Annotated in this window: 11 protein-coding genes and 1 pseudogene; 10 read left to right on the top strand and 2 right to left on the bottom strand. The window is 64.1% G+C overall.

The window, feature by feature from the left end; genetic code table 11:
- Positions 1-72: 72 nt before the first annotated feature.
- From AWB78_RS35265 to ltaE, 9 genes and pseudogenes are all read left to right on the top strand, one after another.
- A pseudogene (locus AWB78_RS35265) lies at positions 73-1,416 on the top strand (NCS1 family nucleobase:cation symporter-1); the annotation flags it as partial.
- A gap of 117 nt (positions 1,417-1,533) precedes the next feature.
- Positions 1,534-2,268 carry an aspartate/glutamate racemase family protein gene (locus AWB78_RS35260; RefSeq protein ID WP_062611282.1) on the top strand — a complete coding sequence of 245 codons (735 nt, stop codon included), beginning with the start codon at positions 1,534-1,536 and terminating at the stop codon, positions 2,266-2,268.
- A gap of 144 nt (positions 2,269-2,412) precedes the next feature.
- The gene (gene puuE, locus AWB78_RS35255) at positions 2,413-3,363 is read left to right on the top strand and encodes an allantoinase PuuE (RefSeq protein ID WP_062611280.1); all 951 of its coding nucleotides are present in this window, start codon (positions 2,413-2,415) and stop codon (positions 3,361-3,363) included.
- Positions 3,360-3,881, top strand: a complete 522-nt coding sequence (gene uraD / locus AWB78_RS35250; protein ID WP_062611278.1) for a 2-oxo-4-hydroxy-4-carboxy-5-ureidoimidazoline decarboxylase — start codon at positions 3,360-3,362, stop codon at positions 3,879-3,881. The genes puuE and uraD overlap by 4 nt, the downstream gene beginning before the upstream one ends.
- A 41-nt stretch (positions 3,882-3,922) precedes the next feature.
- Positions 3,923-4,933: an allantoicase gene (alc, locus tag AWB78_RS35245; RefSeq protein WP_062611276.1), complete on the top strand. Its 1,011-nt coding sequence runs from the start codon at positions 3,923-3,925 to the stop codon at positions 4,931-4,933.
- Positions 4,933-5,436 (top strand): ureidoglycolate lyase, encoded by a 504-nt coding sequence (locus tag AWB78_RS35240; RefSeq protein ID WP_062611286.1) that lies wholly within the window; start codon positions 4,933-4,935, stop codon positions 5,434-5,436. Before alc ends, AWB78_RS35240 begins: the two co-directional genes overlap by 1 nt.
- 293 nt (positions 5,437-5,729) lie before the next feature.
- Entirely contained in the window at positions 5,730-7,457 is a 1,728-nt protein-coding gene (locus AWB78_RS35235; protein WP_445344270.1) for a GMC family oxidoreductase, read from the top strand.
- Positions 7,458-7,525: 68 nt separating this feature from the next.
- Positions 7,526-9,457 carry an alkyl/aryl-sulfatase gene (locus tag AWB78_RS35230; RefSeq protein ID WP_062611274.1) on the top strand — a complete coding sequence of 644 codons (1,932 nt, stop codon included), beginning with the start codon at positions 7,526-7,528 and terminating at the stop codon, positions 9,455-9,457.
- 80 nt (positions 9,458-9,537) lie between these two features.
- Entirely contained in the window at positions 9,538-10,542 is a 1,005-nt protein-coding gene (gene ltaE / locus AWB78_RS35225; RefSeq protein ID WP_062611273.1) for a low-specificity L-threonine aldolase, read from the top strand.
- Between the two features lie 59 nt (positions 10,543-10,601).
- Here ltaE and AWB78_RS35220 read toward each other — a convergent pair whose 3' ends face one another.
- Both AWB78_RS35220 and uraH read right to left on the bottom strand, forming a co-directional pair.
- Positions 10,602-11,795 carry a urate hydroxylase PuuD gene (locus AWB78_RS35220; RefSeq protein ID WP_062611271.1) on the bottom strand — a complete coding sequence of 398 codons (1,194 nt, stop codon included), beginning with the start codon at positions 11,793-11,795 and terminating at the stop codon, positions 10,602-10,604.
- A gap of 73 nt (positions 11,796-11,868) precedes the next feature.
- A complete protein-coding gene (uraH, locus tag AWB78_RS35215) occupies positions 11,869-12,222 on the bottom strand; it encodes a hydroxyisourate hydrolase (RefSeq protein ID WP_062611269.1) in 354 nt (117 codons plus the stop codon).
- Between the two features lie 471 nt (positions 12,223-12,693).
- Here uraH and AWB78_RS35210 point away from each other — a divergent pair, with 471 nt between their 5' ends.
- Positions 12,694-14,052, top strand: coding sequence for an 8-oxoguanine deaminase (locus AWB78_RS35210; RefSeq protein ID WP_062611268.1), 1,359 nt, complete (start codon positions 12,694-12,696; stop codon positions 14,050-14,052).
- Positions 14,053-14,182: the final 130 nt, after the last annotated feature.

The raw sequence follows: 14,182 nt of genomic DNA, 5'->3' as shown, positions 1-14,182 counted from the left end.
CAGTTTTCGCGCATCAGTTTTCGTATTCATACTTCTCTAACGCACGAGGCAGTATTTGGTGCACCGGTCAGTAACATCTTCGCGTTCTGGATGTCGGACGTGCACAGCGTCGGCGGCTACGTGTTCGCCGGGAGTCTCTTCGCACTCGGCCTGACGAGCTGGCAAGTGCTGGTGTCGTTGTTGATCGGCATCGGGTTCGTGAACGTGCTGTGCAACATGATCGCGAAGCCGAGCCAGGTCGCGGGCGTGCCGTATCCCGTCGCGTGCCGCGCCACCTTCGGCGTGCTCGGCGCAAATATTCCCGCCGTGATCCGCGGGCTCATCGCGGTGGCGTGGTACGGCATTCAGACCTATCTGGCATCGAGCGCACTGGTGATCGTCGTGCTGAAATTCGTGCCCTCGCTAATGCCTTATGCCGATGTGCATAAATACGGCTTCGTCGGACTCTCCGCGCTCGGATGGGCAGGCTTCATGCTGCTCTGGGTGCTGCAGGCCGTCGTGTTCTGGCGCGGCATGGAGATGATCAAGAAGTTCATCGACTTCGCCGGTCCGGCCGTCTACGTGGTGATGTTCATTCTCGCCGGCTACATGGTGTGGCGCGCGGGCATCAAGAACATCGGCCTGAATCTCGGCGGCGTGAAGTATCACGGCATGGAAGTCATTCCCGTGATGATCACCGCGATCTCGCTCGTCGTGTCTTATTTCTCCGGCCCGATGCTGAACTTCGGCGACTTCTCGCGCTATGGCAAGAGCTTCCGCAGCGTGAAGCGCGGCAATTTCTGGGGTCTGCCGGTCAACTTCCTGGCGTTCTCGCTCGTGACCGTGATCACGACCGCCGCGACGCTGCCGGTGTTCGGCCAGCTGATCACCGATCCGGTCGAGACCGTCGGCCGCATCGATCATCCGTCCGCCGTGATTCTCGGCGCGCTGACCTTCACGATCGCGACCATCGGTATCAATATCGTCGCGAACTTCGTGTCGCCGGCGTTCGACTTCTCCAACGTCGCACCGAAGCTCATCAGCTGGCGCATGGGCGGGATGATGGCGGCAGTCGCGTCGATCTTCATCACGCCGTGGAACCTCTTCAACAACCCGGCCGTTATCCACTACACGCTGGATATTCTCGGCAGCTTCATCGGACCGTTGTATGGCGTGCTCATCCTCGACTTCTATCTCGTGAAGCGCGGCAAACTCGCGGTCGACGATCTCTACACGGTGTCCGAGGAAGGCAAGTACTGGTACACGAAGGGCGTGAACCGCCGCGCAGTGATGGCGCTCCTGCCGGCCGCCGTAATCGCGATTCTCTGCGTGATGCTGCCGTCGCTCGAAGGCGCCGCGAACTTCTCGTGGTTCATCGGAGCGGGTCTGGGCGCGGTGTTCTATTACTTCCTCGCGGATCGCCAGCGCGCGGTTTGAACAAAGCGCCTATAACGAAAGATAGAACCTGAGAGCGCCTTCCAAGGCAGTTTCGCACCGAAGCATGAGACCAGAGTCAGGCGCCAAAGCGCCCGCTCTGGTCCACAGGAGAAAGCAATGCGCATCAAACTCATCAACCCGAACACCACGCAGCGCATGACCGACTCGATGGGCCGCTGCGCGCGCGAAGTCGCCGCGCCCGGCACGGAGATCGTCGCCGTCAGCCCGACGATGGGGCCGCCGTCCATCGAAGGCTATTACGACGAGGCCATCGCGTCGCTCGGGCTGCTGGCGGAAGTGGAAGCCGGCGAGAAACAGGGCTTCGACGGCTACGTGATCGCCTGCTTCGGCGACCCGGCCCTCTACGCCGCCCGTGAACTGGCGCGAGGTCCCGTGATCGGCATCGCGGAAGCGGCGATGCACGCGGCGAGCGTCATCGCGCCGGGATTTTCGGTCGTGACGACCCTGCAGCGTACCTGCGGCATGGCGTGGCATCTGGCGGAACGCTACGGCATGACGCGCTTCTGCAAGAACGTCCGTGCCACGGATGTCCCCGTGCTGGAACTGGACGTGCCGGGCTCGCCCGCGCGCCAGACGATCATCGACGAATGCCGGCGCGCGCTCGACGAGGACGGCTCGGACGCCATCGTGCTCGGCTGCGCGGGCATGGCGGAGTTCTGCCGCGAGGTGGAGGACGCGATCGGCGCGCCGGTCGTGGAGGGCGTGACGGCGGCGGTGAAATGGGCGGAGGCGCTGATCGCGCTCAAACTTCATACGGCAAAACGCGGCGACTACGCGCGCCCGCTCGCGAAACGCTACGACGGCGTGCTGGGCGATTTCAGCCCGCGCTGATGGCGCGTTCACGAAATTTGCCGGGACACATACCAATGACGTGACCCGGATTATCTGCCCTGATGTATGGGCGCGTCCGGGTCTTTTAGCTACACTGAATCGTCAACAATCCCGTAATTTCAACGCCTGATCTCAACGCCAGCCATGTCACTCGATCCGAAATATCCACGCGACCTGATCGGCTACGGCCGCCACCCGGTCCAGGCGAACTGGCCGGGACGCGCGCGCGTCGCCGTGCAATTCGTGCTCAATTACGAAGAAGGCGGTGAGAACTGCGTGCTGCACGGCGATCCGGGCTCGGAGCAGTTCCTGTCGGAAATCGTCGGCGCGGCGGCATATCCGTCGCGTCACATGAGCATGGAGTCGATCTACGAATACGGCTCTCGGGCGGGCGTGTGGCGCATTCTGCGCGAGTTCGAGAAGCGCGGCCTGCCGCTCACGATCTTCGGCGTCGGCATGGCCATCGAGCGGCATCCGGAACTCGGCAAGGCGTTCGTCGAGCTAGGGCATGAGATCGCCTGTCACGGATATCGCTGGATCCATTACCAGGACATGTCGCCGGAGCGCGAGGCCGAGCATATGCGCCTCGGCATGGAAGCGATCGAGCGCGTGACGGGCGTGCGTCCGCTCGGCTGGTACACCGGGCGCGACAGTCCCAACACGCATCGTCTGGTCGCGGAATACGGCGGCTTCCTCTACGACTCGGACAATTACGGCGACGACCTGCCGTTCTGGACCGAAGTGGAAGTCACGGGCGGCGAGAAGAAGCCGCATCTGATCGTGCCGTACACGCTCGACACCAACGACATGCGCTTCGCGACGCCGCAAGGCTTCAACACGGGCGATCACTTCTTCACGTATCTGAAAGACGCGTTCGACGTGCTCTACGAAGAAGGCGACGAAGCGCCGAAGATGCTTTCCATCGGCATGCATTGCCGTCTGCTCGGACGCCCCGGGCGCTTCCGCGGCCTGCAGAAATTTCTCGATCACATCGAGAAGCACGACCGCGTGTGGGTCACGCGACGTGTCGATATCGCGCGTCACTGGCGTGAGCAACATCCTTTCGAACAAGCTAACCACGGGACGGCGGCATGAAGGCGATGCAATACACACTCGACCAACTCAACACCATGCCCGCCGACACGTTCGTGACGGTGCTCGCGGGCATCTTCGAGCATTCGCCGTGGGTGCCGGAAGCGGCGGCGCAACAGCGACCCTTCCGGGACATCGATTCCCTTCATGCGGCGATGTCGCACATCGTGGAGAAAGCAGGCGACGAGAAACAGCTCGCGCTCATCAACGCGCACCCGGAGCTCGCGGGCAAGGCGGCGGTGCGCGGCGAACTGACGGCCGAATCGACGCGCGAGCAGAGCGGCGCGGGCCTCGATCTCTGCACGCAGGAAGAGTTCGACAAGCTGCAGGCGCTGAATACGGCGTATCGCCAGAAGTTCGGCTTTCCCTTCATTCTCGCCGTGCGCGGCTATGACCGTCACGGCATCATCGCGAACTTCGAGGCGCGCGTGAATCACGACCGCGCCGAGGAGCTTCGCACGAGTCTCGATCAGATTTACCGGATCGCGCGCTTCAGGTTGAACGACCTGATCGCAGCGTAATCCGCCTTCACCGCAACCGAACGAATCCAAGGACGAAGACAATGGCAATTCCGACACTCGATCCCAACGCGCCCGAATTCACGCGCCGCTATGTGAACCTCGCGGACCCGCGTCTCGGCGCGCAGGCGCTCGAGGCGAGCGACGATTTCTTCGCGCCGAAGGAGCGCATGCTGAACCCCGAGCCGGCGGTGTTCATCCCCGGCAAGTTCGACGATCACGGCAAGTGGATGGACGGCTGGGAAACCCGCCGCAAGCGCACCACGGGCTATGACTGGTGCGTCGTCAAGCTGGCGCGTCCGGGCGTGATCAAGGGCATCGACGTCGACACGAGCCACTTCACCGGCAACTTCCCGCCGGCGGCGTCGATCGAAGGCGCGCATGTCGTCGAAGGCGCGCCGAACCAGTCGACGCAATGGACCGAAATCGTCCCGTCGACGACACTGCAGGGCAACAGCCACCACTATCTCGACGTGAAGGCCGAACAGCCGTTCACGCATCTGCGCGTGAACGTCTATCCGGATGGCGGCATCGCGCGTCTGCGCGTGTATGGCCAGCCGCAGCTCGACTGGACCAACGCGGACAAGAACGCGCTCGTCGATCTCGGCGCGATGGAAAACGGCGCGTACATGGTCGGCACGAACAACCAGCACTTCGGTCTCGCATCGACGCTGCTGATGCCGGGCCGCGGCGTGAACATGGGCGACGGCTGGGAAACGCGCCGCCGCCGCGAGCCGGGCAACGACTGGTGCATCGTCGCGCTGGCGCAGCCGGGCATCATCAAGAAGGTCGAAGTGGATACCGCGCACTTCAAGGGCAACTATCCGGACCGCTGCTCGCTGCAGGCCGCGTATGTGAAGGGCGGCACGGACAGCTCGCTCGTCACGCAGGCGATGTTCTGGCCGGTCCTGCTCGGCGAGCAGAAGCTGCAGATGGACAAGCAGCACTTCTTCGAATCGGAACTGGCGGCGCTCGGTCCCGTCACGCACGTGCGCTTCAATATCTATCCCGACGGCGGCGTGTCGCGCCTGCGTCTCTTCGGAACCCTCGCATGATGAAAAAGCTCGCTATCGAACCGTTGACGCGCGCTGCGTTCAAGCCTTATGGCGATGTCATCGAACTCGATGGCGCGAAGCAGATCCCGATCAACCTCGGCACCACGATCCGCTTTCACGATCTGTGCAACGTGGACGTGGAAGAGCAGGGCGGCCACACGCTCGTGAATCTCTTTCGCGGACAGCCGCGCGCGCTGCCGTTCGAGATCAAGATGATGGAGCGTCATCCGCTCGGCAGCCAGGCGTTCATTCCGCTCGACGACCGGCCGTATATCGTGGTCGTCGCGCCCGCCGGCGATCTCGACGAGTCGAAGATTCGTGCCTTCGTCACGCGCGGCTGGCAGGGCGTGAACTATGCGAAAGGCGTGTGGCACCATCCGCTGCTCGCGCTCGGCAAGGTGAGCGATTTCATCGTCGTCGATCGGGGCGGCGGTGAAGGGCATAACCTCAACGAGCAGGATCTGAAGGAATCGCTGTGGCTGACTGACGAAGCGATGCGTTGAGTCGGCCTGACGCCAGCCGTGCACGGCTGGCCGGCGTTTCATCGAGGACCGGAAGCGATTCCGGTCCTCTTTGTTTTTGCGGCCCGTTTGCGGTCCAAATCGTTCGCACACCTCCCCCCCGATATTCCCCGCGTCCCACCCGAATCATGCGTTGAGCCTTCATTCGCCCCGCCTTACCCTCGACGGACTGCTCGCGTTGGCGTCTCGTCGCGGACGATGCGCCCCGAGCCAGAGCAACCGATAACAACGGAGACGACATCGGCATGGCGGCGAATCATGGGTCCGGAACGGACGTGAGCGATGAATTCGACTACATCGTGGTCGGAGCGGGTTCAGCGGGATGTGCGGTGGCGGGCAGGCTCGCCGAAGAGCATGGCGTTACCGTCGCGCTGATCGAGCCGGGACCGGACGATCATCACTTCACGGTCTGGACGCCGATCGGCGTCGGCAAGCTCGCGGTCAGGCCCGGGCCGCGCAACTACGGCTACATGAGCACGCCGCAGCCCGCGCTGAACAACCGCCGCTCGTTTCAGCCGCGCGGGCGCGGGCTGGGCGGCAGTTCCTCGATCAACGGCATGGTCTATATCCGCGGACATCGCAACGACTATGACCATTGGGCGGAGCTCGGCTGCCGTGGGTGGCGCTACGATGACGTGCTGCCGTACTTTCAGCGCGCCGAAGCAAACGGCCGCCTGTCCACCGCGCGCGACGCCGTCTATCACGGCGCGAACGGCCCGCTTCACGTGAACGACTTGCGAACGCCCAATCCGTTCAGCCGCCGCTTCATCGAAGCAGCCGCGCAGGCGGGCATTCCGTTCAATGACGATTTCAACGGTCAGGACCAGGACGGCGCGGGTCTCTATCAGGTCACGCAGCATAACGGCGAGCGCTGGAACAGCTCGCGCGCCTATCTGCATCGCGGTGACGCAGCCGACACGGCATTCAACAACGGGCGCGGCAACCTCGCCGTGATGACAGACACGCTTGCCTTGCGCATCGAGTTCGAAGGCCGGCGCGCCACCGGCGTGCGCGTCGAGCGCGATGGCGTCGAGCGCACGCTGCGCGCACGGCGCGAAGTGATTCTGAGCGCGGGCGCGTTCAACTCGCCGCAACTGCTGATGGCATCGGGCATCGGGCCGGGGGCGCATCTGCGTGCGAGCGGCGTGCCGGTCATCTGCGATCTGCCGGGCGTTGGCGAGAACCTTCAGGATCACATCGACGTGACGATCAAGAAGGTCGTGCCGACCACGGAACTGTTCGGCTACACCTTGCGCAACATCCTGCACATGATTCCGGAACTGATGCGCTACCGGCGCGAGCGCAGGGGCATGTTCTCCTCGAACGTCGCGGAGGCGGGCGGCTTCGTGCGCAGCCGGCCCGGACTCGCGGAGCCGGATATCCAGCTCTCGTTCATCTGCGCGCTCGTGACGGCGCGCGGCGAGAACATCGGCAAGAAGGGGCCGCCGGGATACAGCTGTCACGCCACCAATCTGCGCCCCGCGAGCCGCGGCGTCGTGCGGCTCAAATCGGCCGACATGCGCGAGGCGCCGCTCATCGATCCACGCTATTTCAGCGTCGATTCCGACATGGACACGCTCGTCACGGGCCTGCGCCTCATCCGCAAGATATTCGCGCAGCCCGCGCTCGCCGAGGCGGGCGGGCGCGAACTCCATGCCGAAAGCTTCGGCTCGGGCGACGGCGACGAGCGCATGCTGCGCGACTACATCCGCACGCACGCCGACACGCTGTTTCATCCGGTCGGCACCTGCAAGATGGGCGTGGATGACATGGCCGTCGTCGATCCCACGCTGCGCGTGCGCGGCGTGGAAGGCTTGCGCGTCGCCGATGCATCGGTCATGCCGACGCTCATCGGCGGCAACACGAATGCACCCGCGATCATGATCGGAGAGAAGGCCGCGGATCTCATTCGCGGCCGGCGCCTCGAAGGCCCTTCCAGCGCGGCCCATGCGGCGCAGGCGGGCGACGCCCGCTACTCGCTCGATACCTCGAATAACGGATAAGACGAACGCAGCGCGCGGCGGCGGGCGCAAGTCGCTCTCGCTTCGGCGCGCGGATAAAGGACACGGTCATGGCAAATCAGGAACACATCGAACTCGCACAGCCTTTTACCTCGCTGCCGCCGACGCAGGCAACCATGGCGGCGCAGGCACTCGCGTTGCAGGAGCTTCCGCCGGATGATCCCGACGAAGAGGCCGACGCGCGCCGTGGTTTCATCGGCACGATTCCCGATGCGGAAGTGCGCGGCGCCTACGATCAATTGATCTGGAGCCTCGCGGATTACGGCTTTCTCGACGAAGCGCGCGCGCCCGCGTCCGCGCATCCGGCGCTGTGGCGGCATGCGCGCATCAATACGCTGCATGGCCTTTTTCGCGTGACCGAGCGCATCTTTCAGGTGCGCGGCTTCGATGTCTCGAACGTGACGTTCATCGAAGGCAATAGCGGGCTCATCGTCATCGATCCCTTGACTTGCAAGGAGACGGCGGCGGCGGCGCTCGAGCTGTATTTTGCGCATCGTCCGAAGCGGCCGGTGGTGGCCGTCATCTACAGCCATAGCCACGCGGATCACTTCGGCGGTGTGCGCGGCGTCACCTGCGACGCGGACGTGAACGCGGGGCGCACGAAGATCATCGCGCCCGCCGGCTTCATGGAAGAGGCGGTGTCCGAAAACGTGATGGCCGGGCCCGCGATGGCCCGCCGCGCGCAGTTCCAGTTCGGGCACACGCTCGCGCGCAACGCGTGCTGCCAGATCGACTCCGGCATGGGCAAGACCATCCCGCGCGGCACGATCACGCTGATTCCGCCGACGCAGCTCATCAGCGACATGACGGAGACGCACGTCATCGACGGTATCGAGATCGTGTTTCAGCTCACGCCCGAAAGCGAAGCGCCCGCCGAAATGCACTTCTATTTTCCGCAGGAGCGCGCGCTCAACCTCGCGGAGAACGGCACGCGCTCGCTGCACAACCTCTGTCCCTTGCGCGGCGCGAACGTGCGCAATGCGCAGCGCTGGGCGCGCTATCTCGGCGAATCGCTGGAGCGCTTCGGGCGCGACGCCGAAGTGGTCTTCGCGCAACACAACTGGCCGACGTGGGGCAGCGAGCGCATCGTGAGCTATCTCGAAGCGCAGCGCGATCTGTACAAGTTCCTGCACGATCAGACCGTGCGCATGATGAACCGCGGCCTGAATGCCGCCGAGATCGCGGAAGTCATGCGTCTGCCCGACGCGCTTCGCGCGCTGTGGCACACGCGCGGCTACTACGGCACGGTGTCGCACAACGTGAAGGCGATCTATCAGCAATATTTGAGCTGGTACGACGGCAATCCTTCGAACCTGCACGCATTGCCGCCGGAGATGTCCGCGCCGCGTTACGTCGAATATATGGGCGGCGCTGACGCGATTCTCGATCGCGCGCGCAGGGACTACGAAAAGGGCGAATATCGCTGGGTCGCGCAGGTGATGAATCACCTCGTCTTCGCGCAGCCGCAATTACGCGAAGCGCGCGAACTGGGCGCGGCGGCGCTCGAACAGATGGGCTATCAGGCGGAATCGGCGACATGGCGCAACGCGTTCATGCTCGGCGCGCGCGAGTTGCGCGAAGGACGCCGGTCGGTCACCGAGTTCGCCGGACGCAGCCGCGACATGGTCTGCGCGATCACCGAGGAAATGTTCTTCGATTACCTCGCGGTTCGCGTCGACGGCCTGAAGGCGCAGCACATGAGCGCGCGCATCGACTGGCAGTTCACCGATATCGGCAAGCGCTTCAGGCTCAATCTGCAGCATGGCGCGCTGACGTGGTCGGCGGTGCCGGCATCGCAGCCGCCGCATGTGACGGTCGCGATGACGCGCGACTTGCTGAACCGCATCCTTTGCGGCGAGACGGGCTTCATCGACGCGCTGGGCGACGGCAGCATGCGCTTCGAAGGCGACGGCGCCGTCTTCAAGGCCTTGCTCGGCACGCTCGACAAGTTCGACGGCGAGTTCAACGTCGTGGAGCCGTGAGCATCGCGCGCGCACGGGTGCGATCGATCGTCGGCATGTAACATAGCGCTTCTCGATGAGCACGCAAAAGGGAAGAGCGCATGATCGATCTACGCAGCGACACCGTTACCCGTCCGGGCAAGGCCATGCTCAACGCCATGTCGGCGGCCGAAGTCGGCGACGACGTCTGGGGCGACGACCCGACCGTCATCAGATTGCAATCGTCGCTCGCGGAGCGCACCGGCAAGGAAGCGGGCCTGTTCTTCCCGAGCGGCACGCAAAGCAACCTCGCGGCCTTGATGGCGCATTGCGCGCGCGGCGACGAATACATCGTCGGGCAGGCCGCGCACACGTACAAGTACGAGGGCGGCGGTGCGGCGGTGCTCGGCAGCATCCAGCCGCAGCCGATCGAAAACGCGCCTGACGGCTCGCTGCCGCTCGACAAGATCGCGGCGGCGATCAAGCCGATCGACAATCACTTCGCGCGCACGAAGCTGCTGGCGCTGGAGAACACGATCGGCGGCAAAGTGCTGCCGGCCGATTACGTCGTCGAGGCGACGCAACTCGCGCGCGATCGCGGTCTGTCGACGCATCTCGACGGCGCGCGCGTGTTCAATGCGGCGGTTGCATCGGACAAGCCGGTCAGCGATCTGTGCGCGCCGTTCGATACGGTCTCGATCTGCTGTTCGAAAGGCCTGGGCGCGCCGGTGGGTTCGGTGCTGGTCGGGCCGAAAGCATTGATCGAAGTCGCGGGCCGCTGGCGCAAGGTGCTGGGCGGCGGCATGCGGCAAGCGGGCGTGCTCGCGGCGGCGTGCCTGTACGCACTGGACCATCACGTCGACGGCCTCGCGCAGGACCACGACAACGCCGCGCATCTCGCCGCCGGTCTCGCGCAAATCGGCGAAATCGAGGTGCAGGCGCACGCGACCAACATGGTTTTCGCGCGCATTCCCGAGGCGCATTGCGCGCCGCTAGAAGTCTTTCTGAAGGAGCGCGGCATTCTCATGCAGATGCTGTATGCATCGCGCTTCGTCACGCATCGCGATGTGTCGCGCGCGGATATCGACACCGTCATTCGCGCGGTGAAGGAATACTTCGCGCGTTGAATGAAAAATGCCCCGCTCGAAACGAAGCGGGGCATTTCTCTTGGCTCAAAGCGGCAAACTCATTCCACCGCGCCGCCTGCGAACCACGCGGCCACTTTCTGGCGCTCCGCATCTGTCATTTGCGTGACATTGCCGAGCGGCATCGCCTTCAACGTCACCGCCTGCTGATGCACGCGCTGCGCGTTCTGCTTGATCTCGGCAGGTGTATCGAGCAACACGCCGGAGGGCGCGCTGCCCATCATCGTCGGGTGCGCGGAGTGGCACGTCGCGCAACGTTGCTGGATGATCGGCTGAATGTCGGCGACCTTGATCGTCGGCGCACCCGCGGCTTGCGCGACCGGCACCGACGGCGCGGGCATCGTCCAGGCGAATGCGCCGAGCACCAGCACGAGACCCGCGACCGGCATGTACCACAGCACCTGGCCGCGATGGCGCATCACGAAGAACTGGCGAATGAGCGCGCCCGCCAGCATGATGAGCACGAGGATCACCCAGTTGTACTTGTGCGTGTAGGTCATCGCGTAGTGGTTCGACAGCATCGCGAACACCACCGGCAGCGTGAAGTAGGTGTTGTGCACCGAGCGCTGCTTGCCGCGCTTGCCGTAGATCGCGTTCGGCGTCTCGCCCTTCAGCATCGCCGCGACCATCTTGCGCTGGCCCGGAATGATGACGAAGAACACGTTGGCCGACATGATCGTCGCGATCATCGCGCCGGTGATCAGATACGCGGCGCGGCCTGCGAACACGTGACACGCGATGAACGCCGCCACCAGCACATAGATGCCCACGCAGATGCCGAGCAGCTTGTCGTTGGTGCCGAGCAGGCGGCACAGCGAGTCATACACGATCCAGCCGGCCATCAGGAAGCCGAGCGCGGCGGACACCGCGACGACCGGCCCCATGTCGAGCACGCTCTTGTCGATGAGGTAGGTGGTCGGCGACATCAGATACAGCACGAAGAAGAGGCCGAAGCCCGACATCCACGTGGTGTACGACGGCCAGAACGACCAGTGCAGGTTCTCCGGCATGTCCTGCGGCGCGACGGAATACTTCTGCATGTGATAGAAGCCGCCGCCGTGGACGTGCCAGAAATCGCCGAACACGCCGCGTCGGCGGGCGTTCGGGTCCGTGGGCGGTTTCAAACTGTTGTCGAGCGCGACGAAGTAGAACGATTCTCCGATCCACGCGATCGCGACGATGACGTGCAGACAGCGCAATACGAGATTGAGCCAGTCGGTGACAAAGCCTTCCATGTACTCCTCCACTACCGATTCGTTATGTGCTTGTGGGGTTCAAGCTGTGCTTTAACTTCCGCTTGGCTTCCGCTCAGCTTCCGCGATAGGTGCTGTACGCCCACGGCGACACCAGCAGCGGCACGTGATAGTGCGCCGACGCATCCGCGATGCCGAAGCGCAGCACCACGCGATCGACGAAGCGCGGCTCGGGCACTTTCACGCCGAACGCGGCGAAGTAATCGCCCGCGTGGAACACGAGTTCGTATTCACCGGTTTCGAGATCGGCGCCTTCGAGCAGGGGCGCATCGGCGCGGCCGTCGTCGTTGGTGTGGATGGTCTTGATCGCGCGGCGGGCGTCGCCGTTGAGCGCGAACAGCTCGACTTTGATGTTGGCGCCCGGGCGGCCGTGCGCGGTGTCGAGGACGTGGGTAGTAAGCTTGCCCATTCGCAGTTTCCTTGAGTTGTGCGAGATCCGGCTTTGCGCATCGATCCGAAATTCGGCACCGGTCGTTTCCGGTGCGTCTGCGGCGGATCGAGGCTCCACGTCAGTGGCTACATACCCGTCGGCGTTTCAGATGCGCGCCGTGTACAGCATTGTAGGAATTTGAGACGCGCTGTGCGCCCGCGATAGGAAAGATAATGCCCAACGCATGACAGCGGCACGTAAGCCTTGGCGGGCAGGGCGCACAGGCGCATTCGTACGATGCTTGAGCGATGCTACCCGCGCCAAAATTCGCGAATATATTGCCGGCTTTAAGACGACTATGGCGGCAGTTCGATTGCGTCCGATTTTTTGGCCGCGGACAGTGGCGATGCGCGCGATATCGATGCATATTTGCGGCGTCCCGAAGACGGCGGCAGACGCTGGGTAACCGGGGCTTTTCTGGTTCCCCGATCGTCTCTGGAGAGCAAGCCGATGCAACGCAGTCTTTTGGTCAAGAACGCCCACATGCTCGTCACGATGGACGAGAACCGCCGCGAAATCGCCGATGGCGGCCTTTATATCGAAGGCAATCGCATTATCGCGGCCGGACCGACGAGCGAACTCCCGTCCACCGCCGACGACGTGCTCGACATGCGCGGCCATCTCGTCATCCCAGGCCTCGTCAATACGCACCATCACATGTATCAGAGCCTGACGCGCGCGATTCCCGCCGCACAGAACGCCGAACTGTTCGGCTGGCTCACGAATCTGTACAGGATCTGGGCGCATCTGACGCCCGAGATGATCAACGTCTCGACCAAGACCGCGATGGCCGAACTGCTGCTGTCCGGCTGCACGACATCGAGTGACCATCTGTACATTTACCCGAACGGCAGCCGGCTCGATGACAGCATCGCGGCTGCGCGCGAGATCGGCATGCGCTTTCACGCGGCGCGCGGCAGCATGAGCGTCGGGCAGAAGGACGGCGGCCTGCCTCCCGATTCGGTCGTCGAAAAGGAAGACGCGATCCTGAAGGACTCGCAGCGCCTCATCGAGACATATCACGACGAAGGTCGCTACGCGATGTTGCGCGTGGTCGTCGCGCCGTGCTCGCCGTTTTCAGTGAGCCGCGAATTGATGCGCGATGCGGCGGTGCTCGCGCGTGAATACGGTGTGTCGCTGCACACGCACCTGGCCGAGAACCTGAACGATGTCGCGTACAGCCGCGAGAAATTCGGCATGACGCCGGCCGAGTACGCGGAAGACCTCGGCTGGGTCGGTCATGACGTGTGGCACGCGCACTGCGTTCAACTGGACAAGCCGGGCATCGATCTGTTTGCGCGCACCGGCACCGGCGTCGCGCACTGTCCGTGCTCGAACATGCGGCTCGCGTCGGGCATCGCCCCGATCCGTGCGATGCGCGATGCGGGCGTGCCGGTGGGCATCGGCGTGGACGGGTCGGCATCGAACGACGGCGCGCAGATGGTCGCGGAGGTGCGTCAGGCGTTGCTGTTGCAGCGCGTCGGCTTCGGCCCGGACGCGATGACCGCGCGCGAAGCGCTCGAAATCGCGACGCTCGGCGGCGCCAAGGTGCTCAATCGCGACGACATCGGCGCGCTCGCTCCCGGCATGGCGGCGGATTTCGTGTCGTTCGACCTGTCGCAGCCGGCATTCGCCGGCGCCTTGCACGATCCGGTCGCGGCGCTGGTGTTCTGCGCGCCATCGCAGGTATCGACGAGCGTGATCGACGGAAAGGTCGTGGTGAAGGAAGGCCGATTGACGACGCTGGATCTTGGCGCGGTCGTGGAGCGGCACAACCGGCTGGCGGAGAAGCTGGCGAATAGCGCGTAAGGGGCTGAGGCGGTGGCAACGCCGGAAAGCGCCCGGGGCAGCCGTATGACGCCGCGAGGGGCGAGCGAAGACCGCCGCGATAGATGAATTTGGCGGCGCAGATACGGCCGACGACAGCGGCGGCGATTTG

This window comes from Caballeronia calidae (genome assembly GCF_900044055.2).
GTDB lineage: Bacteria > Pseudomonadota > Gammaproteobacteria > Burkholderiales > Burkholderiaceae > Caballeronia > Caballeronia calidae.
The sequence above is the reverse complement of the archived record's forward strand: the minus strand, read 5'-3'. Positions and strand labels throughout refer to the sequence as shown.

What these genes read in the sequence shown, in the direction of transcription:
- AWB78_RS35260 (WP_062611282.1), top strand. Translation starts at nt 1,534, where the DNA reads ATGCGCATCAAACTCATCAACCCGAACACCACGCAGCGCATGACCGAC.
- puuE (WP_062611280.1), top strand. Translation starts at nt 2,413, where the DNA reads ATGTCACTCGATCCGAAATATCCACGCGACCTGATCGGCTACGGCCGC.
- uraD (WP_062611278.1), top strand. Translation starts at nt 3,360, where the DNA reads ATGAAGGCGATGCAATACACACTCGACCAACTCAACACCATGCCCGCC.
- alc (WP_062611276.1), top strand. Translation starts at nt 3,923, where the DNA reads ATGGCAATTCCGACACTCGATCCCAACGCGCCCGAATTCACGCGCCGC.
- AWB78_RS35240 (WP_062611286.1), top strand. Translation starts at nt 4,933, where the DNA reads ATGAAAAAGCTCGCTATCGAACCGTTGACGCGCGCTGCGTTCAAGCCT.
- AWB78_RS35230 (WP_062611274.1), top strand. Translation starts at nt 7,526, where the DNA reads ATGGCAAATCAGGAACACATCGAACTCGCACAGCCTTTTACCTCGCTG.
- ltaE (WP_062611273.1), top strand. Translation starts at nt 9,538, where the DNA reads ATGATCGATCTACGCAGCGACACCGTTACCCGTCCGGGCAAGGCCATG.
- AWB78_RS35220 (WP_062611271.1), bottom strand. Translation starts at nt 11,795, where the DNA reads ATGGAAGGCTTTGTCACCGACTGGCTCAATCTCGTATTGCGCTGTCTG.
- uraH (WP_062611269.1), bottom strand. Translation starts at nt 12,222, where the DNA reads ATGGGCAAGCTTACTACCCACGTCCTCGACACCGCGCACGGCCGCCCG.
- AWB78_RS35210 (WP_062611268.1), top strand. Translation starts at nt 12,694, where the DNA reads ATGCAACGCAGTCTTTTGGTCAAGAACGCCCACATGCTCGTCACGATG.